At 69.0% G+C, this 19450-nt stretch carries 15 protein-coding genes; 9 read left to right on the top strand and 6 right to left on the bottom strand.

What is annotated here, in order from left to right; translation table 11 throughout:
- The first annotated feature begins 135 nt into the window (after window positions 1–135).
- The 5 genes from apbC to FOZ70_RS17985 all read left to right on the top strand — a co-directional run bounded on the left by apbC (window position 136) and on the right by FOZ70_RS17985 (window position 5767).
- The gene (apbC, locus tag FOZ70_RS17965; protein WP_219706373.1) at window positions 136–1227 is read left to right on the top strand and encodes an iron-sulfur cluster carrier protein ApbC; all 1092 of its coding nucleotides are present in this window, start codon (window positions 136–138) and stop codon (window positions 1225–1227) included.
- Between the two features lie 133 nt (window positions 1228–1360).
- Complete coding sequence (sodC, locus tag FOZ70_RS17970) at window positions 1361–1897, top strand: superoxide dismutase [Cu-Zn] (protein WP_021163793.1); 537 nt, start codon at window positions 1361–1363, stop codon at window positions 1895–1897.
- Between the two features lie 112 nt (window positions 1898–2009).
- The gene (dcd, locus tag FOZ70_RS17975; protein ID WP_006398615.1) at window positions 2010–2579 is read left to right on the top strand and encodes a dCTP deaminase; all 570 of its coding nucleotides are present in this window, start codon (window positions 2010–2012) and stop codon (window positions 2577–2579) included.
- A gap of 81 nt (window positions 2580–2660) precedes the next feature.
- On the top strand, window positions 2661–4940 hold the full coding sequence (locus tag FOZ70_RS17980) for an arginine/lysine/ornithine decarboxylase (protein WP_021163792.1): 2280 nt from the start codon (window positions 2661–2663) through the stop codon (window positions 4938–4940).
- Complete coding sequence (locus tag FOZ70_RS17985; protein ID WP_059590462.1) at window positions 4940–5767, top strand: lysozyme inhibitor LprI family protein; 828 nt, start codon at window positions 4940–4942, stop codon at window positions 5765–5767. The genes FOZ70_RS17980 and FOZ70_RS17985 overlap by 1 nt, the downstream gene beginning before the upstream one ends.
- An 81-nt stretch (window positions 5768–5848) precedes the next feature.
- Here the strand turns inward: FOZ70_RS17985 and FOZ70_RS17990 are convergent, their stop codons facing one another.
- The 3 genes from FOZ70_RS17990 to FOZ70_RS18000 all read right to left on the bottom strand — a co-directional run bounded on the left by FOZ70_RS17990 (window position 5849) and on the right by FOZ70_RS18000 (window position 8984).
- On the bottom strand, window positions 5849–6532 hold the full coding sequence (locus FOZ70_RS17990; protein WP_219706374.1) for an HAD family phosphatase: 684 nt from the start codon (window positions 6530–6532) through the stop codon (window positions 5849–5851).
- 94 nt (window positions 6533–6626) lie between these two features.
- Window positions 6627–8036: an argininosuccinate lyase gene (gene argH, locus FOZ70_RS17995; protein ID WP_027786739.1), complete on the bottom strand. Its 1410-nt coding sequence runs from the start codon at window positions 8034–8036 to the stop codon at window positions 6627–6629.
- A 138-nt stretch (window positions 8037–8174) separates the two neighbouring features.
- Complete coding sequence (locus FOZ70_RS18000; protein WP_219706375.1) at window positions 8175–8984, bottom strand: helix-turn-helix transcriptional regulator; 810 nt, start codon at window positions 8982–8984, stop codon at window positions 8175–8177.
- 218 nt (window positions 8985–9202) lie between these two features.
- On the opposite strand from FOZ70_RS18000, the gene FOZ70_RS18005 reads away from it, so the two are divergent.
- Window positions 9203–9955 carry a class I SAM-dependent methyltransferase gene (locus tag FOZ70_RS18005; protein ID WP_219706376.1) on the top strand — a complete coding sequence of 251 codons (753 nt, stop codon included), beginning with the start codon at window positions 9203–9205 and terminating at the stop codon, window positions 9953–9955.
- Between the two features lie 135 nt (window positions 9956–10090).
- On the opposite strand, the gene ppc is transcribed toward FOZ70_RS18005, so the two are convergent.
- A complete protein-coding gene (ppc, locus tag FOZ70_RS18010) occupies window positions 10091–13105 on the bottom strand; it encodes a phosphoenolpyruvate carboxylase (RefSeq protein WP_060049674.1) in 3015 nt (1004 codons plus the stop codon).
- 207 nt (window positions 13106–13312) lie between these two features.
- Between ppc and hemC the strand changes: the two genes are divergently transcribed.
- From hemC to FOZ70_RS18025, 3 genes are read left to right on the top strand one after another with little or no spacing between them, the layout of a single operon-like run.
- On the top strand, window positions 13313–14317 hold the full coding sequence (gene hemC / locus FOZ70_RS18015) for a hydroxymethylbilane synthase (protein WP_060069641.1): 1005 nt from the start codon (window positions 13313–13315) through the stop codon (window positions 14315–14317).
- Window positions 14317–16287: a fused uroporphyrinogen-III synthase HemD/membrane protein HemX gene (hemDX, locus tag FOZ70_RS18020; protein WP_219706377.1), complete on the top strand. Its 1971-nt coding sequence runs from the start codon at window positions 14317–14319 to the stop codon at window positions 16285–16287. Before hemC ends, hemDX begins: the two co-directional genes overlap by 1 nt.
- 2 nt (window positions 16288–16289) lie before the next feature.
- Complete coding sequence (locus FOZ70_RS18025) at window positions 16290–17477, top strand: heme biosynthesis protein HemY (RefSeq protein ID WP_219706378.1); 1188 nt, start codon at window positions 16290–16292, stop codon at window positions 17475–17477.
- Between the two features lie 123 nt (window positions 17478–17600).
- Here the strand turns inward: FOZ70_RS18025 and FOZ70_RS18030 are convergent, their stop codons facing one another.
- Both FOZ70_RS18030 and FOZ70_RS18035 read right to left on the bottom strand, forming a co-directional pair.
- Entirely contained in the window at window positions 17601–18827 is a 1227-nt protein-coding gene (locus FOZ70_RS18030; protein WP_219706379.1) for an alpha/beta fold hydrolase, read from the bottom strand.
- The gene (locus FOZ70_RS18035) at window positions 18824–19237 is read right to left on the bottom strand and encodes a helix-turn-helix domain-containing protein (RefSeq protein WP_059709655.1); all 414 of its coding nucleotides are present in this window, start codon (window positions 19235–19237) and stop codon (window positions 18824–18826) included. The genes FOZ70_RS18030 and FOZ70_RS18035 overlap by 4 nt, the downstream gene beginning before the upstream one ends.
- Window positions 19238–19450 lie beyond the last annotated feature (213 nt).

Genomic DNA, 19450 nt, shown 5'->3' on the forward strand with positions numbered 1-19450 from the left:
GCAGGCGAAGAGTGCGCCGGGTCGCGCGTTCGCGCAATGGCGTGCAACAGATTCTTTCACTTTTCCCGATTTTCGCAGCGTAATTTGATATTTTTTGACGTTTGCGCGCGAGAAAAACGTTTTCACGGAGTTTCGATGAGCATTGACCGGGCACAAGTCGACGCCGCTTTGGCGGCTGTCGTCGACCCCAATACCGGCCGTCCGTATGCGGCGAACAAGGGCGTGCGCAACGTCGCGATCGACGGCGACGTCGTGGCGCTCGACGTGGTGCTCGGTTATCCCGCGCGCAGCCAGCACGACGACGTGCGCGCACGCGTCACCGCGGCGCTCCAGGCCGTGCCCGGCGTGCGCGACGCGCGCGTCGCCGTGTCGCAGGAGATCGTCGCGCACACGGTGCAGCGTGGCGTGAAACTGCTGGCGAACGTGAAGAACATCGTGGCGGTCGCATCGGGCAAGGGCGGCGTCGGCAAGAGCACGACGGCCGTCAACCTCGCGCTCGCGCTCGCCGCCGAAGGCGCGTCGGTCGGCATCCTCGACGCCGACATCTACGGCCCGTCGCTGCCGACGATGCTCGGCATCCACGGCCAGCGCCCCGAGTCGCCGGACAACCAGTCGATGAACCCGCTCGTCGGCCACGGCCTGCAGGCGAACTCGATCGGCTTCCTGATCGAGGAAGACAACCCGATGGTGTGGCGCGGCCCGATGGCGACCTCCGCGCTCGAGCAGTTGCTGCGCCAGACCAACTGGCGCGAGCTCGACTACCTGATCGTCGACATGCCGCCCGGCACGGGCGACATCCAGCTCACGCTCGCGCAGCGCGTGCCCGTCACGGGCGCGGTGATCGTCACGACGCCGCAGGACATCGCGCTGCTCGACGCGAAGAAGGGCCTGAAGATGTTCGAGAAGGTCGGGATTCCGATCCTCGGCATCGTCGAGAACATGAGCATCCACATCTGTTCGAACTGCGGCCACGAAGAACACATCTTCGGCGCCGGCGGGGCCGAGCGGATGGCGAAGGATTACGACGTGAACGTGCTCGGCAGCCTGCCGCTCGACATCGCGATCCGCGAGCGCGCCGACAGCGGCACGCCGACGGTCGCGGCCGATCCCGAAGGCGCGCTGGCCCGTCGTTACCGCGACATCGCGCGCGGCGTCGCGCTGGCGATTGCCGAGCGTTCGCGCGACATGACGTCGAAGTTCCCGTCGATCGTTGTTCAAAATACGTAAAACCCTTGCGGGGCGGGGCCTCACGCTGTTTACGGCGCCGCGAGGCGCGGTATCATGGCGACTTTTCCCGGGTCCCTTTACCCGTCCGGCGCGGCCGTCGTGTCAAACGGCCGCCAGCCGGCATGAGGATCGAATGAAACAACGACATCACGGCGTGCGCGCCGGCCGCGTGCGGTACGCGCTGCTGGCCGCCGCCGCGCTGGGCCTGCTGGCCGGCTGCACCTCCTTTTCCTCGTCGCACGAAAAACGGGCCGACGCACAACTGCAGCCGACGGTCGGCTCGCAGACGCGCGGCGCGGTGACGTTCGTCGAGCGTCCGGACGGCGTTCAGGTCACGTACAACCTGGCCGGCCTTCCGCCCAACAGCGATCACGCGCTACAGGTGCACGAACGCGGCGACTGCAACGCGGGCGACGGCTCGAGCGCCGGCCAGGTGTTCGCGCCGGCCGCCGACCGGTTGCGCGCGGGCGCCCGCGTCGCCGGCGATCTCGGCAACATCCATGCGGACGCGAACGGCGTCGCGGCCGGCTTCATCGTCGCGCCCGATCTGGCCCTCGATGGCGTGCGCTCGGCGATGAACCGCGCGGCGCTGGTGCACCGCGACTCGAGCGATCCCGCGTTTCCGCAGCATGGCGCGGGGCCCGCGCTCGCCTGCGGCGTGATCCGTTGACGGCCGCCGCGTGCGCCGGCCGATGATCGCGTAAAATGTGCGCCTTTCCCGGCCGCCGCTTCGCGGGTATGGCCCTCACCGACTGTCACGCAGCGTTTCCAGGCGCCCTGTTATGAGCATCAAGTCCGACAAATGGATTCGGCGCATGGCCGAAGAGCACAAGATGATCGAGCCGTTCGTGCCCGATCAGGTCCGCGCGTCCGAGGACGGCCGCCGGATCGTCAGCTACGGCACGTCGAGCTACGGCTACGACATCCGCTGCGCGGACGAATTCAAGATCTTCACGAACATCAACTCGACGATCGTCGATCCGAAGAACTTCGACGAGGGGTCGTTTGTCGATTTCAAGGGCGACGTGTGCATCATCCCGCCGAACTCGTTCGCGCTGGCCCGCACCGTCGAATATTTCCGCATCCCGCGCACCGTGCTCACCGTCTGCCTCGGCAAGTCGACCTATGCGCGCTGCGGGATCATCGTCAACGTGACGCCGTTCGAACCCGAGTGGGAAGGCTACGTCACGCTGGAATTCTCGAACACCACGCCGTTGCCCGCGAAGATCTACGCGAACGAAGGCGTCGCGCAGGTGCTCTTCTTCGAAAGCGACGAAGTGTGCGACGTGTCGTACGCGGATCGCGGCGGCAAGTATCAGGGGCAGCGCGGTGTCACGCTGCCGAAAACCTGATCTGGTTGCATAACGTCTCACCAGTTTCCGGGTGACCGCTGCGCGTGACGCGCCGCGGTCGTTCTTTTTGGAGAATCGCCCATGAAGTTTCGTTTCCCCGTCGTCATCATCGACGAAGATTTCCGCTCCGAGAACATCTCGGGCTCCGGCATCCGGGCGTTGGCCGAAGCGATCGAGAAGGAGGGCGTCGAAGTCCTCGGCCTCACGAGCTACGGCGATCTGACGTCGTTCGCGCAGCAATCGAGCCGCGCGTCGTGCTTCATCCTGTCGATCGACGACGACGAACTCATGCTCGGCGAAACCGGCCCGGACGGCGAACTGCCCGAACTCGCGACCGCGATCATCGAGCTGCGCGCGTTCGTCACCGAAGTGCGCCGCCGCAACGCGGACATCCCGATCTTCCTGTACGGCGAGACGCGCACGTCGCGCCACCTGCCGAACGACATCCTGCGCGAGCTGCACGGCTTCATCCACATGTTCGAGGACACGCCGGAGTTCGTCGCGCGCCACATCATCCGTGAAGCGAAGGTCTATCTCGACTCGCTCGCGCCGCCGTTCTTCAAGGAACTGGTGAAGTACGCGGACGAAGGCTCGTACTCGTGGCACTGCCCGGGCCACTCGGGCGGCGTCGCGTTCCTGAAGAACCCGCTCGGCCAGATGTTCCACCAGTTCTTCGGCGAGAACATGCTGCGCGCCGACGTCTGCAACGCGGTGGACGAACTCGGCCAGCTGCTCGACCACACGGGCCCGGTCGCGGCGTCCGAGCGCAATGCGGCGCGCATCTTCAGCGCGGACCACCTGTTCTTCGTGACGAACGGCACGTCGACGTCGAACAAGATCGTCTGGCACGCGACGGTCGCGCCCGGCGACATCGTGCTGGTCGACCGCAACTGCCACAAGTCGATCCTGCACGCGATCACGATGACGGGCGCGATTCCGGTGTTCCTGACGCCGACGCGCAACCACTTCGGCATCATCGGGCCGATCCCGCGCGACGAGTTCAAGCCGGAGAACATCCGCAAGAAGATCGAGGCGAACCCGTTCGCGCGCGAGGCGATGCGCCAGAACCCGGACATGAAGCCGCGCATCCTGACGATCACGCAGAGCACGTACGACGGCGTCGTCTACAACGTCGAGATGATCAAGGACCTGCTGGGCGACCTGCTCGACACGCTGCACTTCGACGAAGCGTGGCTGCCGCACGCGACGTTCCACGATTTCTACCGCGACATGCACGCGATCGGCGACGGCCGTCCGCGCACGGGCGCGCTCGTGTTCGCGACGCACTCGACGCACAAGCTGCTCGCGGGCATCTCGCAGGCGTCGCAGATCGTCGTGCAGGATTCGGAGAACCGCACGTTCGACAAGCACCGCTTCAACGAGGCGTACCTGATGCACACGTCGACGAGCCCGCAGTACGCGATCATCGCGTCGTGCGACGTCGCGGCGGCGATGATGGAGCCGCCGGGCGGCACCGCGCTCGTCGAGGAATCGATCGCCGAGGCGATCGACTTCCGCCGCGCGATGCGCAAGGTCGACGCCGAATACGGCGACGACTGGTTCTTCAGCGTGTGGGGCCCGGACGAGCTGTCGGCGGAAGGCATCGGCTCGCGCGACGACTGGATGCTGAAGCCGAACGACCACTGGCACGGCTTCGGCCCGCTCGCGGAAGGCTTCAACATGCTCGACCCGATCAAGGCGACGATCATCACGCCGGGGCTCGACGTCGACGGCGAGTTCGGCGAGACGGGCATTCCGGCCGCGATCGTCACGAAGTACCTGGCCGAGCACGGGATCATCGTCGAGAAGACCGGCCTGTACTCGTTCTTCATCATGTTCACGATCGGCATCACGAAGGGCCGCTGGAACTCGATGGTGACCGAACTGCAGCAGTTCAAGGACGACTACGACAACAACCAGCCGCTGTGGCGCGTGCTGCCGGAATTCGTCGCGCAGCATCCGCGCTACGAGCGTGTCGGCCTGCGCGACCTGTGCACGCAGATCCACGACGTGTACCGCGCGAACGACATCGCCCGCCTGACGACCGAGATGTACCTGTCGGACATGGAGCCGGCGATGAAGCCGTCGGACGCGTTCGCGAAGCTCGCGCACCGCAAGATCGACCGCGTGCCGCTCGACGAGCTCGAAGGCCGCGTGACGAGCATCCTGCTCACGCCGTACCCGCCGGGCATTCCGCTGCTGATTCCGGGCGAGCGCTTCAACAAGACGATCGTGAACTACCTGCGGTTCGCGCGCGACTTCAACGAACGCTTCCCGGGCTTCCACACCGACATCCACGGCCTCGTCGCGGAAGAGGTGAACGGCCGCGTCGAGTACTTCGTCGACTGCGTGCGCGACTGATGGCGACGCACGGACGAATCCAGGCGATGCGTGCGGCGGTGGCCGCGCTCGTCGTCTGGGCGGCAGGCGTGTCGGGGCTGGCGGGCATGGGTGTCGCGCACGCCGAAGTCGCGGCGGCCGACCCGATCGACGTCGCGATGCGGCAATGCCTCGCGCGGCGCGACCGGTCTTCGCCGGCCGGCCAGATCCAGTGCATGGGCGAAGCGCAGCAGCAGTGGCAGGCCGTGATGGACGGCGCATACCAGCGCCTGTTGAAGGATGCGCCGGCCGACGCGAAGCGCGGCTGGCAGGACAGCCAGCGCCGCTGGCTCACGTGGCGCAAGGATGAAGTGCATCTGCTGAAGGCTGTGTACGACACCACGCGCGGCACGTCGTACGCGATGTCGAGTGCCGACCTGCAGCTGCAGCCGGTGCGCGATCGCGCGCTGGCGCTGCGCGGCGCGGCCGATCGTTATGCCCCGCCGCCCGCCGCCGTGCCGGTGGCGGCCACGAGCGGCGCGCAGGGCGGCACGAGCGCGGCCCAGGGCGGGGCCCGGCCGAACGGCAAGCCGGCGAACGCGCCGCGCGATCCGGCCGTGCGCCGCGTGCGCCCGTGCGAACAGGACGCCGCGTGCGAGCACGCGCTGTTCGACCTGAACCGCTATTACCAGAAGCTGCGCCGCAAGATGCCCGCGCATTCGGCCGCGACGCTCGTACGCGCGCAGCGCGCGTGGGTCGGGTTCCGCGATGCGACGGCGCCGCTCGTCGGCGAGGACGGCCGTGTCGACCTGATCGGCGCGCGCATCGCGACGATGAAACGGCTGTCGGAGACGGCGGGCAACAAGTAAGCGCAACCGCGATGCCGGTTGTTCGGCGATACGGCAAAACGGGCACCTCGGGTGCCCGTTTTGCATTGGGTGGCACGCGATCTACGCGGGCCGTCGCGTATCGTGCCCGCCGAACCACGACGGCACGAGCGCGAGCGCATCGTCGAGCGATGCGAGCACGTGCAGGCTCAGCGCGATGATCTCGGGCGTCGGCGCCTTCAGGTCGGGCACGGTGACGACCGCGGCGCCCGCGCCGGCGGCCGACTGCGCACCGAAATCGCTGTCCTCGAACGCGACGCATGCGTGTGCCGGCACGCCGAGGCGTTCGGCCGCGAGCCGGTAGACGGCCGGGTCGGGCTTGCCGCGTGCGACTTCGTCGCCGCCCGCGATCGCGCGGAAGAACGGCAGCACGCCGACCGCGTCGAGCCGTGCGCGGATCACCTCGCTCGCGGACGACGACGCGACCGCGCACGGAATGCCGGCTTGCGCGAGCGTGTCGAGCAGCGCGAACGCGCCGGGCTTCAGCGGAAACTTCGGATGCGATTCGGGCGCCGCGAGCTGCTCGCGCACGCGGGTGCGCACCGCGTCGAACGTGTCGGGATTGCCGATCAGCCGCGCCAGGATCACCTGGCCTTCGGCGAACGAGCGGCCGACGATCTGCAGGTAGTCGGCGGTGGTCAGCGTGACACCGTGCGCATTCGACACGTCGATCCACGTGTTCATGATGGTCCGCTCGGAATCGACGAGCAGGCCGTCCATGTCGAAGAGCGCGGCGGAAAAGGTCATCGGCGGCATTCGGGAAGCGGGGAAGGCGATGGGCGGCGCGACGGCCGCCCGAATGAAAAACGGACGCCGATGGCGTCCGTCCGGAACAGCGGGCTTACCGGCCGAGCGCGGCGCGGGCTGCCTTGACCGCCGCACGCACCTGGTCGGGCGCGGTGCCGCCAGGGTGATTGCGGCTGGCGACCGAACCTTCGAGCGTCAGGTAGCCGAACACGTCTTCGCCGATCAGGTGCGCGACGTTCGGCAGTTCCTGCTTCATCTCGTCGAGCGTCAGGTCGGCCAGGTCGATGCCACGGTCGTCGCAGATCTTCACGGCGTGCGCGACGGCTTCGTGCGCATCGCGGAACGGCAGGCCGCGCTTCACCAGGTAGTCGGCGAGGTCGGTGGCGGTCGAGAAGCCCTGCAGGGCGGCCGCGCGCATCGCGTCCGGCTTCACGGTGATGCCGGCCACCATCTCGGCGAAGATCCGCAGCGTGTCGGCGACGGTGTCGACCGTGTCGAACAGCGGTTCCTTGTCTTCCTGGTTGTCCTTGTTGTACGCGAGCGGCTGGCCTTTCATCAGCGTCAGCAGCGCCATCAGGTGGCCGTTCACGCGGCCCGTCTTGCCGCGCGCGAGCTCGGGCACGTCCGGGTTCTTCTTCTGCGGCATGATCGAGCTGCCGGTGCAGAAGCGGTCGGCGATGTCGATGAAGCCGACGCGCGGGCTCATCCAAAGCACCAGTTCTTCGGAGAAGCGCGACACGTGCGTCATCACGAGCGCGGACGCCGCGGTGAACTCGATCGCGAAGTCGCGATCCGACACCGCGTCGAGCGAGTTCGCGCAGATGCCGTCGAAGCCGAGCGTCTTCGCCACTGCGTGGCGGTCGATCGGGTAGCTGGTGCCGGCGAGCGCGGCCGCGCCGAGCGGCAGGCGGTTCACGCGGGTGCGGCAGTCGCGCATGCGTTCCGCGTCGCGCGAGAACATCTCGACGTACGCGAGCAGGTGGTGGCCGAACGTGACCGGCTGTGCGACCTGCAGGTGCGTGAAGCCCGGCATGATCGTGTCGGCGTTCTGTTCCGCGAGGTCGAGCAGCGCACCGCGCAGGTCGTTCAGCAGGCCGCCGATGCGGTCGATCTCGCCGCGCAGCCACAGGCGGATGTCGGTGGCGACCTGGTCGTTGCGCGAGCGGCCCGTGTGCAGGCGCTTGCCGGCATCGCCGATCAGCGCGGTCAGGCGCGCCTCGATGTTCAGGTGGACGTCTTCCAGGTCGAGCTGCCATTCGAATTCGCCGCGCTCGATTTCTCCCTTGATCTGCGCCATCCCGCGTTCGATCGCGGCCAGGTCGTCGGCGCTGATGATCTTCTGCGCGGCGAGCATGTTCGCGTGCGCGAGCGAGCCGGCGATGTCGACGAGCGCGAGGCGCTTGTCGAAAAACACCGACGACGTGTAGCGCTTGACCAGCTCCGACATCGGTTCCGAGAAGCGGGCCGACCAGGCCTCGCCCTTTTTGTGCAGTTGGGACGTCATGGCGATTCTTCGAAGGGGATGTTGGGCGGCGTGCGCCGCCGAGGGAATCCCGCGATTCTAACATTCGCGGGCCTGCCCGCCGTGGCGCGCAGCCGTTCGCGGCGGCCCGCCGGCCGTGGCCCGCGCGGGCCGGCCCGTTCAGTCGCGCACGAGCACGACCAGCTTCAGGTCCTCGCGGTGCGCGGGCTTCAGCGTGATCTGCTGGTACACGAGGCGGCCGTCGGCCGGATGGTCGAATTCGCGCAGGCCGCCTTCGCGTTCGAACACGTCCTGCGATGCCCAGTACTGCGCGAAGGCATCGCTGCCGGTGGTCAGTGCGTCGATCAGCGCACGCGTGGGCGCGTCGGTCAGGTGCCGGATCGAATCGGCGCGGAATTCGGCCGCGAGCCGCCGCGCGCGGGTTTCCCAGTCGACGATCAGCGTGCGCGCGGCCGGCGACATGAAGGTGAAGCGCAGCAGGTTGCGGTCGTGCTCGCCGTCGAGCCAGCCGGAAAAGAGCGCGGCGGCCGGTGCGTTCCACGCGAGTGCGTTCCATTGCCGGTCGAGCACGTAGGCGGGCGTCGCGATGGCCGCGACGGTCGCGGCGAGCGTCGGCGGCAGGTCGCCGCCCGCGACGTCGGGCTCGGCCGGGTCGCGCTGCGCGGCCAGCTCGAACAGGTACGCGCGCTCGGCCTTCGACAGTTGCAGCGCGACGGCGATCCGCGCGAGTGCGTCGGCCGACGCGGACACGGGCCGGCCCTGTTCGATCCACGTGTACCAGGTGGGGCTGACGCCGCAGAGCTGCGCGACTTCCTCGCGCCGCAGCCCCGGCGTGCGGCGGCGCGGGCCGGGCGGCAGGCCGACGGCCTGCGGCGACAGCCGCTCGCGGTGGGCGCGGATGAATTCGCCGAGCGCACGGGCGGGCGTGGCGTCGAGCGGCGGGACGGGGACGGAGGACGGCTGGTTCATGCGGAAACGGCGAAGTGAAAGCGGGGATGCGGCAACGATCAGACAGGTGTATCGAATACCAGAATAACTGCTTAACTTGTACTGGTACAAGCGCAGGCCTATTGTAGCGGCTCGCGCGCTGCCAGGGGAGCGGGCGTCCCACAAAACGTGCTGCATGGGGCCGGAAAGTGCACGGACGCATCCACGCCGGCCGATTGCGCAAGAGAAAGGAGAGAACGATGAAACACCACGACCAGGTCGCCGACGCATTCGGCACGACGGCCGCCGCCTACCTGACGAGTACGGTCCACGCGACGGGCGCCGACCTGCAGACGCTCGCCGACGCGGTGCGTGCGACGCCCGATGCCGCGGTGCTCGATCTCGGCTGCGGCGCCGGTCACGCGAGCTTCGCGGTCGCGCCGCACGTGCGCGCCGTGGTTGCCTACGATCTCGCCGCGCAGATGCTCGCGACCGTCGACGCCGCGGCGCGCGAGCGCGGGCTCGCGAACATCCGTACGCAGCAGGGCCCGGCCGAGAAACTGCCGTTCGAGACGGCGACGTTCGACTGGGTCGTGAGCCGGATGAGCGCGCACCACTGGCACGACATGCGCGCGGCGCTCGCCGAAGTGCGCCGCGTGCTGAAGCCGGGCGGCCGCGTGCTGATGATCGACATCGCCGGCAACGACCATGCGCTCCTCGATACGTACCTGCAGGCCGCGGAAGTGCTGCGCGACGCGTCGCACGTGCGCGACTACCGCGCGGACGAATGGCTCGCGATGTTCCGCGATGCCGGCTTCGACGCGCACGTGCACAGCCGCTGGCGGCTGCCGATCGATTTCGATACGTGGGTCGCGCGCATCCGCACGCCGGCCGACAGCGTCACCGGCATTCGCGCGCTGTGGGCGCATGCGCCCGACGAGGTGCGCGGCTACTACGCGGTGCAGCCCGACGGATCGTTCGAGCACGACGCGCTGCTGATCGACGCGCGCTGAGCGTGCGGTGCGCCCGCACCGTTTCGTCGACGCCCGCGAGCATGAAAAAAGCCGCGATACGCCACCGTGCATACGGTGGGTATCGCGGCTTTCATGCCGCCGGCCGGCGCGGCATGGCGCCGCGCCGCATGCGGATCAGCCCGTGTTGCGCAGGCCGGCCGCGATCCCGTTGATCGTCAGGTGAATCCCGCGGCGCAGCCGCGCGTTCGTGTCGCCGGCGCGGTGGCGCTTGATCAGCTCGACCTGCAGGTGGTTCAGCGGATCGAGATACGGGAAGCGGTTCTTGATCGAACGCGCGAGCAGCGGGTTGGTCGCGAGGCGGCCTTCGTGCCCGGTGATTTCCGCCAGCGCCTGCGACGTGCGCTCCCATTCCGCGACGATCCGCTCGAACACGTGCTTGCGCAGCTTGCGGTCGGCGACCAGTTGCGCGTAGCGCGATGCGACCGCGAGGTCGGTCTTCGCCAGCACCATGTCCATGTTCGACATCAGGTTCGAGAAGAACGGCCAGGTCTTGTTCATCTTCTTCAGCAGCGCGACGCGCTTCGTGCGTTCGGCTTCATCCTGCGCGCCGTCGAGATATGCGCTCACCGCGCTGCCGAAGCCGTACCAGCCCGTCAGCAGCAGCCGGCACTGGCCCCACGAGAAGCCCCACGGAATCGCGCGCAGGTCCTCGATCCTGCGCTGCTTCGGATCCTGCAGCTTGCGCGAGGCCGGGCGGCTGCCGATGTTCAGCTCGGCGATCTCGGTGATCGGCGTCGACGAGAAGAAATAGTCGGTGAAGCCCGGGGTTTCGTAGACGAGCGCGCGGTATGCGGCCATCGCCGAATCGGACAGCGTCTGCATCGCGGCCTCGAACGCCGGCAGCTGCGCGGGCGCGTTGTTCTGCGGCAGGAGCGTCGCCTCGAGCGTCGCGGCGACGACCGTCTCGAGGTTCCGGCGGCCGATCTCCGGGTTCGCGAACTTGCTCGCGATCACCTCGCCCTGTTCGGTCAGGCGGATCTGGCCGTTCACGGTGCCCGGCGGCTGCGACAGGATCGCCTGGTAGGTCGGGCCGCCACCGCGGCCGACCGTGCCGCCGCGGCCGTGGAACAGGCGCAGCGTGATCTTGCGGTCGCGGAACAGGTCGACGAGCGCGAGTTCCGCACGATACAGCTCCCAGTTCGACGTGAGGAAGCCGCCGTCCTTGTTGCTGTCCGAATAGCCGAGCATCACTTCCTGCTCGGCGCCCTGGTGCGCGACCAGCGCGTCGATGCCTGGCAGTGCGAAGTATTCGCGCATGATGCGCGCGGCGTCGCGCAGGTCGGGAATCGTCTCGAACAGCGGGATCACCATCAGGCTGTTGCGCGCGTTGCCGCCGGGCACGCCGAGCGCGCCTTCGAGCAGGCCCGTTTCCTTCTGGAGCAGCAGCACCTCGACGAGGTCGCTGACGGTTTCCGTGTGCGAAATGATGTAGTTGCGCACCGCGCGCGCGCCGAATTGGGCGCGCACGTCGCGCGCCTTCTCGAACACGCCGAGTTCGCTCTGGGCGAGCGCGGAGTATTCGAGGTACGGCGAGCGCAGCGGACGCGGATCGGCGAGCGCGGCGAGCAGCACGCGCAGCTTGTCTTCCTCGGCGAGCGCCGCGTAGTCGGCCTCGACGCCCGCGCGTGCGAACAGCTCGGCGACCACGGCTTCGTGGATGTCGGAGCTTTGGCGCAGGTCGATGCTCGCGAGATGGAAGCCGAACACTTCGGCCGCGCGCACGAGCGGCGCGAGGCGCGGCGCGGCGAGCGACGTGCCGTGGTGTTCGTCGAGCGACGCGGTCAGCACCTTCAGGTCGGCGACGAACGCTTCGGAATCCGCATACGGGATCGCGCGCACGGGCGGCGCGCCGCGGCCCGCGCTGCGCACGGGCACCGTGCCTTCGCCGAGACGCACGCGCGCGCTTGCGGCGAGCCGCGTGTAGATACCGATCAGCGCGCGACGATACGGCTCGTCGACGCGGTGCGGCGACTGGTCGGGCGACGCGGCCGCGAGCGCCTTCACGGCGTCGTTCGCGCCGACGAGCAGGTTCGACACGGACAGTTCGGCGCCGAGCTTGTGCACCTGTTCCAGATAGTGCTCGAGGATCACCGCGGCCTGGCGGTTGATCGCTTCGTCGAGCGTCGACGCGGTCACGTTCGGGTTGCCGTCGCGGTCGCCGCCGATCCAGCTGCCCATCTGGAAGAACGCGGGTACGCGCGCGGACAGGCCGTGCTCGGCGAGCGCGGCCTCGATGTCGCCGTAGAGCGCCGGCAGTTCGTCGAGGAACGTCGCGCGGTAGTACGACAGCGCGTTCTCGATTTCGTCGCCGACCGTCAGGCGCGCGTCGCGCAGCATGCGCGTCTGCCACAGCGTGGTGACGCGTGCGCGCAGCATCGATTCGTTGTACTGGCGCTCGCGGCTGGTCAGCTCCTGGTCGCGCTCGGCGAGCAGGCGCGCGATGTCGTGCTGCGCGTCGAGGATGCTCTTGCGCTGCACTTCGGTCGGGTGCGCGGTCAGCACCGGCACGATCAGCGCATCGTCGAAGAAGCGCTGCAGCAGTCGCTTCGACGCATTGCCGGTCGTTTTCAGTTGCTCGAGTGCGTACGCGACCGTGCCGGGCTGCGACGCGGAGCCGGCCAGCGCGTGGATGCGGCGGCGGCGGTTGTGGTGGCGGTCTTCCGCGATGTTCGCGAGGTGCGAGAAATAGCTGAACGCGCGCACGACGCTCACCGTCTGCTCCGGCGTCAGCTTGCGCAGCTTCTTCTCGAGCGTCTGCGCGGCTTCGCTGTCGTCCTCGCGGCGGAACTTGACGGCGGTCTGGCGGATCGTCTCGACGACGTCGAACACGGTGTCGCCTTCCTGCTCGCGCACGACGTCGCCGAGCAGGCGGCCGAGAAAGCGGATGTCGTCGAACAGCGGGCCGTCCTTGTCGTCGCGCGTGCGGGTGCCGGCCTTCGTCGCACCGGCCGTGCGGGCGGCCGGGCCGGCGGCTTTCGTCGTGCGTTTTGTCTGACGTATCGGGTCTTTCGGTTTCGTTGCCGTTTTCGCACGGCCGTTCGCGGCGGTGGCGACGGTGTCCGTCGAGGCGTCGGAGGAGGACAGGGCAGCATTGCGGCGCGCCGTACGCGCCGATCCGGAAGACTTCACGATGGGTTTCCTTGGGAAAGCTCGAGTCAAAAGGAACTGCGGAAACTGCGAAACTGCGGTCAAGCAACCAGCTACGTGCGGCACATCCGCACATCGGCGCCGCGACCCGCCCGGCGGCAGGCCGGACGCAGGCTCCGGGCCCGGGCGGGCGGGGGCGTGCGTGCTACCATTGTTCGATCTTCAATCCCGTCCTTCGATGTTCCAGCAATGAATTCCGAGACTCCTGCGGCCGGGCCGCAACAGGCACAGCCGCCCGCGACGTTGACGATTGCTTCGCGCGAGAGCCGCCTGGCGATGTGGCAAGCCGAACATGTGCGTGATGCGCTGCGCAAATTATATCCAGCTTGTGACGTGAAAATCCTCGGAATGACGACACGCGGCGACCAGATTCTCGATCGCACGCTGTCGAAGGTCGGCGGCAAGGGCCTGTTCGTGAAGGAACTGGAGGCCGCGCTGGCCGACGGCCGCGCCGATCTCGCCGTGCATTCGCTGAAGGACGTGCCGATGGCGCTGCCGGAAGGCTTCTCGCTTGCCGCGATCATGGAGCGCGAGGACCCGCGCGATGCCTTCGTGTCGAACGACTACGCGTCGCTCGACGCGCTGCCTACCGGTGCCGTGGTCGGCACGTCGAGCCTGCGCCGCGAGGCGATGCTGCGCTCGCGCTACCCGCACCTGGACGTGCTGCCGCTGCGCGGCAACCTCGATACGCGCCTGTCGAAGCTCGATCGCGGCGATTACGCGGCGATCATCCTGGCGGCCGCCGGCCTGAAGCGCCTCGGCCTGGAGGCGCGGATCCGCGCGCTCCTCGACGTCGACGCGAGCCCGCCCGCCGCGGGCCAGGGCGCGCTCGGCATCGAGATCGCGTCGCACCGCGACGACGTCGCCGCGTGGCTCGCACCGCTGCATGACTCGCAGACCGCGCTCGCGGTCGAGGCCGAGCGGATGGTGTCGCGCGCGCTCGGCGGCAGCTGCGAGGTGCCGCTCGCCGCGCATGCGGTGTGGCGCGCGGGCGAGCTGTACCTGACGGGCCGCGTGTCGACGACCGACGGCAAGCGCGTGCTGACCGCCGAGGCGTGCGGGGCCGTCATGAGCGTCGCCGATGCGCTCGCGCTCGGCCGCGCCGTGTCCGACGAACTCGAGGCGCAAGGCGCGCTCGAGATCGTCCAGGCGCTGCTCGCCGGCTCGCAGGCCGCCGGCAAGGGCGACGCCTGATGGCGGGCGGCGCGCGCGCGTTCACCGCTGTCCTGACGCGCCCGGACGGCCAGTCCGGCGCACTCGCGTCGCAACTGGCCGAGGCCGGTTGCGACGTGCTCGAATTCCCGTTGATCGATATTGCGCCCGTCGACGATCCGGCGCCGCTCGACGCCGCGTTCGCGGCGCTCGCCGATTACGCGCTGGTGATTTTCGTGTCGCCGAACGCGATCGACCGCGCACTCGCGCAGTACGGCGCGATCTGGCCGAATGCGCTGCCGGTCGGCGTGGTCGGGCCCGGCAGCGTGGCGGCGCTCGAGCGTCACGGCATCGCGGCGCCCGCGCATCGCGTGATCGCGCCGCAGGCGCCGGCCGACGGCGGCGTACCCCATTACGATTCGGAAAGCCTGTTCGCGCGCATCGAGGCCGAGTTCGGCGGCGCGCCCGCGCTGGCGGGCAAGCGCGTGCTGATCGTACGCGGCGACGGCGGGCGCGAATGGCTCGCCGACCGGCTGCGCGAGGCCGGCGCGGACGTCACGCTCGTCGCCGCGTACCGGCGCGTCGTGCCCGAGCCGCGCGTCGGCGCGTGGGAGCGCGTGCACGCGCTGCTCGACGGCGAACCGCATGCGTGGCTCGTCACGAGCTCGGAAGGCGTGCGCAACCTGCACGAACTCGCGCGGGCGCATCTGAACGATGCCGAGATCGCCGCGCTGAAGCATGCGCCGCTCGTCACGCCGCATCCGCGCATCGAGCAGACCGCGCGCGCATTGGGTTTTGATAGGATTACGCTGACCGGCGCGGGCGATGAGCGCATCGTCCGCGCGTTTCGAACGATGGCCGACGAGGCCGTCCAACCGGCGACAGCCGCACCGGTGACTAAACGCATGACAGATACCAACGATTCCAAAAGCGTCGCTTCCCAGCCGGCCGCTGCATCCGCACCGCCGTCCCGTCCCGCCTATATGGCGTCCGAACCGCCCGCGCGCCGCGGCGGCAGCGCGGTGCTGTGGTTCGTCGTCGTCGTGCTCGGCTGCGCGGCGGGCGTCGGCGGCTACGCGCTGAACCGCAAGATCGACCGGCTCGACGGCACGTTCGTCGCGCGCCAGAAGGCGCTCGACGCACAGACGGCCGAAACGCGGATGAAGACCGAGCAGGCGCTGGCGAGCACGCACCAGGTCGACACGCAGCTCGCGCAGCTCGACGGCAAGCTCGCCGACGCGCAGAGCGCGCAGCAGGCGCTGCAGCAGCAATACCAGGACCTGTCGCGCAACCGCGATGCGTGGATGCTCGAGGAAGTCGACCAGATGCTGTCGAGCGCGAGCCAGCAGCTTCAGCTGACCGGCAACACGCAGCTCGCGCTGATCGCGCTGCAGAATGCCGACGCGCGCCTCGCCACCTCGCAGAGCGCGCAGGCCGTCACGGTGCGCAAGGCGCTCGCGCTGGACATCGAGAAGCTGAAGGCCGCACCGGCGGCCGACCTCACGGGTCTCGCGATCAAGCTCGACGACGCGATCGCGAAGATCGACGCGCTGCCGCTGTCCGGCGAGGCGATCGTCCCGCACGAAGCGCCGAAGGCCGCGCCGGCCGACGCCGCATCGTCGGCCTTGGCCGGCGAGCCGCGCTGGAAGGTGTGGTGGCACGACTTCTCGGCCGGCCTCGGCCAGCAGCTGAAGGGGCTCGTGCAGGTGCGCCGGATCGACAATGCGGACGCGATGCTCGCGTCGCCCGACCAGGGTTACTTCGTGCGCGAGAACGTGAAGCTGCGCCTGCTGACCGCGCGCCTGTCGCTGCTCGCGCGCAACGACGGCGCGATGAAGGCCGACCTGCACGCCGCGCAGGCGTCGCTCCGGAAGTATTTCGACCAGGCATCGAAGGACACGCAGACCGTCGAGGATCTGCTCAAGCAGGTTGACGGCGCATCGCTGACGGTCGCGGTGCCGAACCTGAACACGAGCCTGAACGCCGTTCAGCAGTTCAAGAGCCGGGGGTAACGATGACGCTTCGAGGAATCGTCTGGCTCGCGGTCCTGTTCGCGATCGCCGCGGCGCTCGCCACCGTCGGCCGTTTCGACGCGGGGCAGGTGCTGCTCGTCTATCCGCCGTACCGGATCGACGTGTCGCTGAACCTGTTCGTGATCGCCATCGTCGTGCTGTTCATCGTCGTGTATGCGCTGCTGCGCATCGTGCGCAACATCTGGCGCATGCCGCAGCGGGTCGCCGCGTATCGTGCGCGTTCGCGCAACGAGAAGGCGCAGGCATCGCTGCGCGACGCGATCGCGAACCTGTACGCGGGCCGCTTCTCGCGCGCGGAGAAGGCCGCGCGTGAAGCGCTGTCGGTCGACGCGAACCAGGGCGCGGCGAGTCTCGTCGCGGCGACTGCCGCGCACCGGATGCACGAGTACACGCGTCGCGACGACTGGCTGTCGAAGGTCGACGCACCCGAATGGCAGGATGCACGGCTGCTCGCCGCGGCCGACATGCGCGCGGATGCGCGCGATGCCGACGGCGCGCTCGCCGCGCTGGCCGACCTGCAGGCGGGCGGCAAGCGTATCCATGCGCAGCAGGTTGCGCTGCGCGCGCAGCAGCAGTTGAAGAACTGGGCCGAGGTGTTGAAGCTTGCGAAGGCGCTCGAGAAGCGCGAGGCACTGCATCCGGCCGCGGCCGTGCGGCTGCGCCAGCAGGCTGCGGAAAACCTGCTGCGCGAACGCCGGCACGACCCGGACGCGCTGCTCGAGGTGTGGCAGTCGCTGTCGCTGGTCGAGCGCCAGTCGCCGCGTCTCGCCGATCTCGCGGCCGATCTTCTCGTTCCGCTCGAGCGCCGCAACGAAGCGCGTCGCATCGTCGAGGACGCGCTTGCCCACAACTGGGATGCGCGCCTGCTGCGCCGTTACCCGGATACGGCCGGTGCCGATGCGCTGCCGCTGATCCAGAAGGCCGAAGGGTGGAAGAAGGATCACCCGGAGGATGCCGACCTGCTGTTCGCGCTCGGCCGCCTGTGCCAGCAGCAGCAGCTGTGGGGCAAGGCGCAGTCGTTCCTCGAATCGGCGCTGAAGCTCGCCGACAACGAAGCGCTGAAGGTGCGTGCGCATCGTGCGCTCGCGCGCCTGTTCGAGCATCTCGGCGAAACCGACAAGGCCGCGAAGCACTACCGCGAAAGCGCGCTCGCGATCACCGTGGTCTGACGCGGGCGGCGTGGCCGCCTGCCGCAGGCGGTCCGCGCAACCCGCGCAACCCGCGCAAGAAAGCCCCGAATGCCGGAAGGCCTTCGGGGCTTTTTTTCGTCGAGGGCGGGCCTGGACGACTCGTCATGCGCCCAACCGGCGCAGCAGGTCGTCCTCGCTGGCGACGAACCACACCGATTGCCCGCGATTCGATTCGCGCACGAGTGCGCGGAACGCTTCGCTGCGCGTGAGCCAGCGCTCGATGTCGCCGACCACGCCGAGCCTGACGCCGTAGTTGACGAGCTTCTGCAGGACGGCGCCCGCGAGGCCGCTTTCGAGCCGGTAGAAGTCGTCGTGCAGCGCATCTGCGGGCACCGCGATCCAGTCGGCTTCATGCTCGTGCGCGAGGGCGACGAGGTCGAGCGCATCGCTTTCCCGCTGCACGACGGGAGCGGAGGGGGCGCGGACCAGCACGCGGCGGCCGGCTGCCTGAACGATTCGGTGGGGCATGTCGATGGTTTCCGTCGACGCGAGAAACGCGAGTACGGTGTCGCGTTGCCCGCGGATGAAGTGGGGCTGCTCGGGAAGAAACAGGATCTGCGCGTGCGGCACGAGACGCGTCAGGCGCTCACGCGTGTCTTGCGAGTCGAGCATCACGTCGCGGCCGCCGACGATCGCCAGCGTGGGCACCGACAGCGTGCGCAGCACGTCGTCGGCGAACACCGGAATCGGTTCGATGCGCGGGCGAAACCCGCGGTCGACGGCGTGCATCAGCGCGAGCGTGTCACGCTCGACCGCCGTCGACGCGGGCGGCAGGCGGCCGAGTACGCGCCGTCGCACGCATGCGCGCCCGGCATCGCCGAGCAGCAACAACGGCAGCGCCCACCACAGAAACCGCTTCTGCCGGCCGATGCCGGACGGGCAGAGCAGCGCGAGCCGCGTCACGCGTGCCGGCCGCCGCAACGAGAAGTCGAGCGCCGTTCGCGCCCCGAGCGAGATGCCGACGAACGCGGCACGTGACACCTGCAGGCCGTCCAGCACGTCGTCGAGCCACTGCGCATGCGCGTCGCCCGCAAGCGGCGGTCGCGACGGCGCGCTCGGTCCTGCTTCGCCGATCACGTCGATCGCATGGAGCCGGAAGTGTGTCGACCATTGCGTCGCGTAATGCTGCCAGCTCGCCGCCGTCGTCTGCGCGCCGTGGATCAGCACGACCGGCGGCGCGTGCTCGGGGCCGCAGGTGATCACGTGTGTCGCGCCATGGCGCGTCTGCACGGTGACGCGCCGATGCCCGGCCGGCCAGTGCGACAGCGCGGTGTCATAAGCCGCGCGAATGGCGCGTGCATGCCGCGGCGACTTGAAGATCGCGCTCATGTCCCGCTTTGCTGCAGCAAAGCCTCGAGCGACGACATCAGCACGGCCGTGTCGGCTGGCGTCGCGGCGACGATGATCTTGACCTGGCTCGCGGCGGGATCGAACGTGACGTCGATCCGCACGGGGTCGACGTACGACGTGCGGCCGGACGCCATCGCATGCAGCGATCGCGACAGGTACTGGTGCAGCGACTGCGACGCGTCCGGAATGTCGACGATGCTGGTGACGCGCACCGCACGCGGCACGGGCGCGGCCGGCTCGGTTTGCGCGAACGCGGCGAGGTCGGCGTCGAGGATGCGGTAGGCGCGGCCGACCCGCGTCGCATGCAGCTTGCCCTCGCGGATGAAGCGCAGGACGGTCTTCGGGTGGAGGCGCAGGCGGGCGGCGGACTCGTCGACGGTATGGAACATGATCGGCTCGTGATGCTCAATATGTTCCCTATTGTTCCATGAAATAAGGATCAATAGGGAGTATTGTGGGAATCATGGCATCAGAGCTGGCTGGATACCGAGCCGGCATCGTCCGGTCGGCACGCAGGTGGAAGCGGAAACGCCCCGCTGGCCGGAGCGGTTCCGGCCAGCGGGGCGTTTCCGGGGCGGATCGTCCGCCGGCAGGGGGGCGCC

Source organism: Burkholderia sp. COPS (assembly GCF_019425585.1).
Taxonomy (GTDB): Bacteria; Pseudomonadota; Gammaproteobacteria; order Burkholderiales; family Burkholderiaceae; genus Burkholderia; species Burkholderia cepacia.

Coding starts and splice junctions, on each gene's coding strand:
- apbC (WP_219706373.1), top strand. CDS start 136: ATGAGCATTGACCGGGCACAAGTCGACGCCGCTTTGGCGGCTGTCGTC.
- sodC (WP_021163793.1), top strand. CDS start 1,361: ATGAAACAACGACATCACGGCGTGCGCGCCGGCCGCGTGCGGTACGCG.
- dcd (WP_006398615.1), top strand. CDS start 2,010: ATGAGCATCAAGTCCGACAAATGGATTCGGCGCATGGCCGAAGAGCAC.
- FOZ70_RS17980 (WP_021163792.1), top strand. CDS start 2,661: ATGAAGTTTCGTTTCCCCGTCGTCATCATCGACGAAGATTTCCGCTCC.
- FOZ70_RS17985 (WP_059590462.1), top strand. CDS start 4,940: ATGGCGACGCACGGACGAATCCAGGCGATGCGTGCGGCGGTGGCCGCG.
- FOZ70_RS17990 (WP_219706374.1), bottom strand. CDS start 6,532: ATGACCTTTTCCGCCGCGCTCTTCGACATGGACGGCCTGCTCGTCGAT.
- argH (WP_027786739.1), bottom strand. CDS start 8,036: ATGACGTCCCAACTGCACAAAAAGGGCGAGGCCTGGTCGGCCCGCTTC.
- FOZ70_RS18000 (WP_219706375.1), bottom strand. CDS start 8,984: ATGAACCAGCCGTCCTCCGTCCCCGTCCCGCCGCTCGACGCCACGCCC.
- FOZ70_RS18005 (WP_219706376.1), top strand. CDS start 9,203: ATGAAACACCACGACCAGGTCGCCGACGCATTCGGCACGACGGCCGCC.
- hemC (WP_060069641.1), top strand. CDS start 13,313: ATGAATTCCGAGACTCCTGCGGCCGGGCCGCAACAGGCACAGCCGCCC.
- hemDX (WP_219706377.1), top strand. CDS start 14,317: ATGGCGGGCGGCGCGCGCGCGTTCACCGCTGTCCTGACGCGCCCGGAC.
- FOZ70_RS18025 (WP_219706378.1), top strand. CDS start 16,290: ATGACGCTTCGAGGAATCGTCTGGCTCGCGGTCCTGTTCGCGATCGCC.
- FOZ70_RS18030 (WP_219706379.1), bottom strand. CDS start 18,827: ATGAGCGCGATCTTCAAGTCGCCGCGGCATGCACGCGCCATTCGCGCG.
- FOZ70_RS18035 (WP_059709655.1), bottom strand. CDS start 19,237: ATGTTCCATACCGTCGACGAGTCCGCCGCCCGCCTGCGCCTCCACCCG.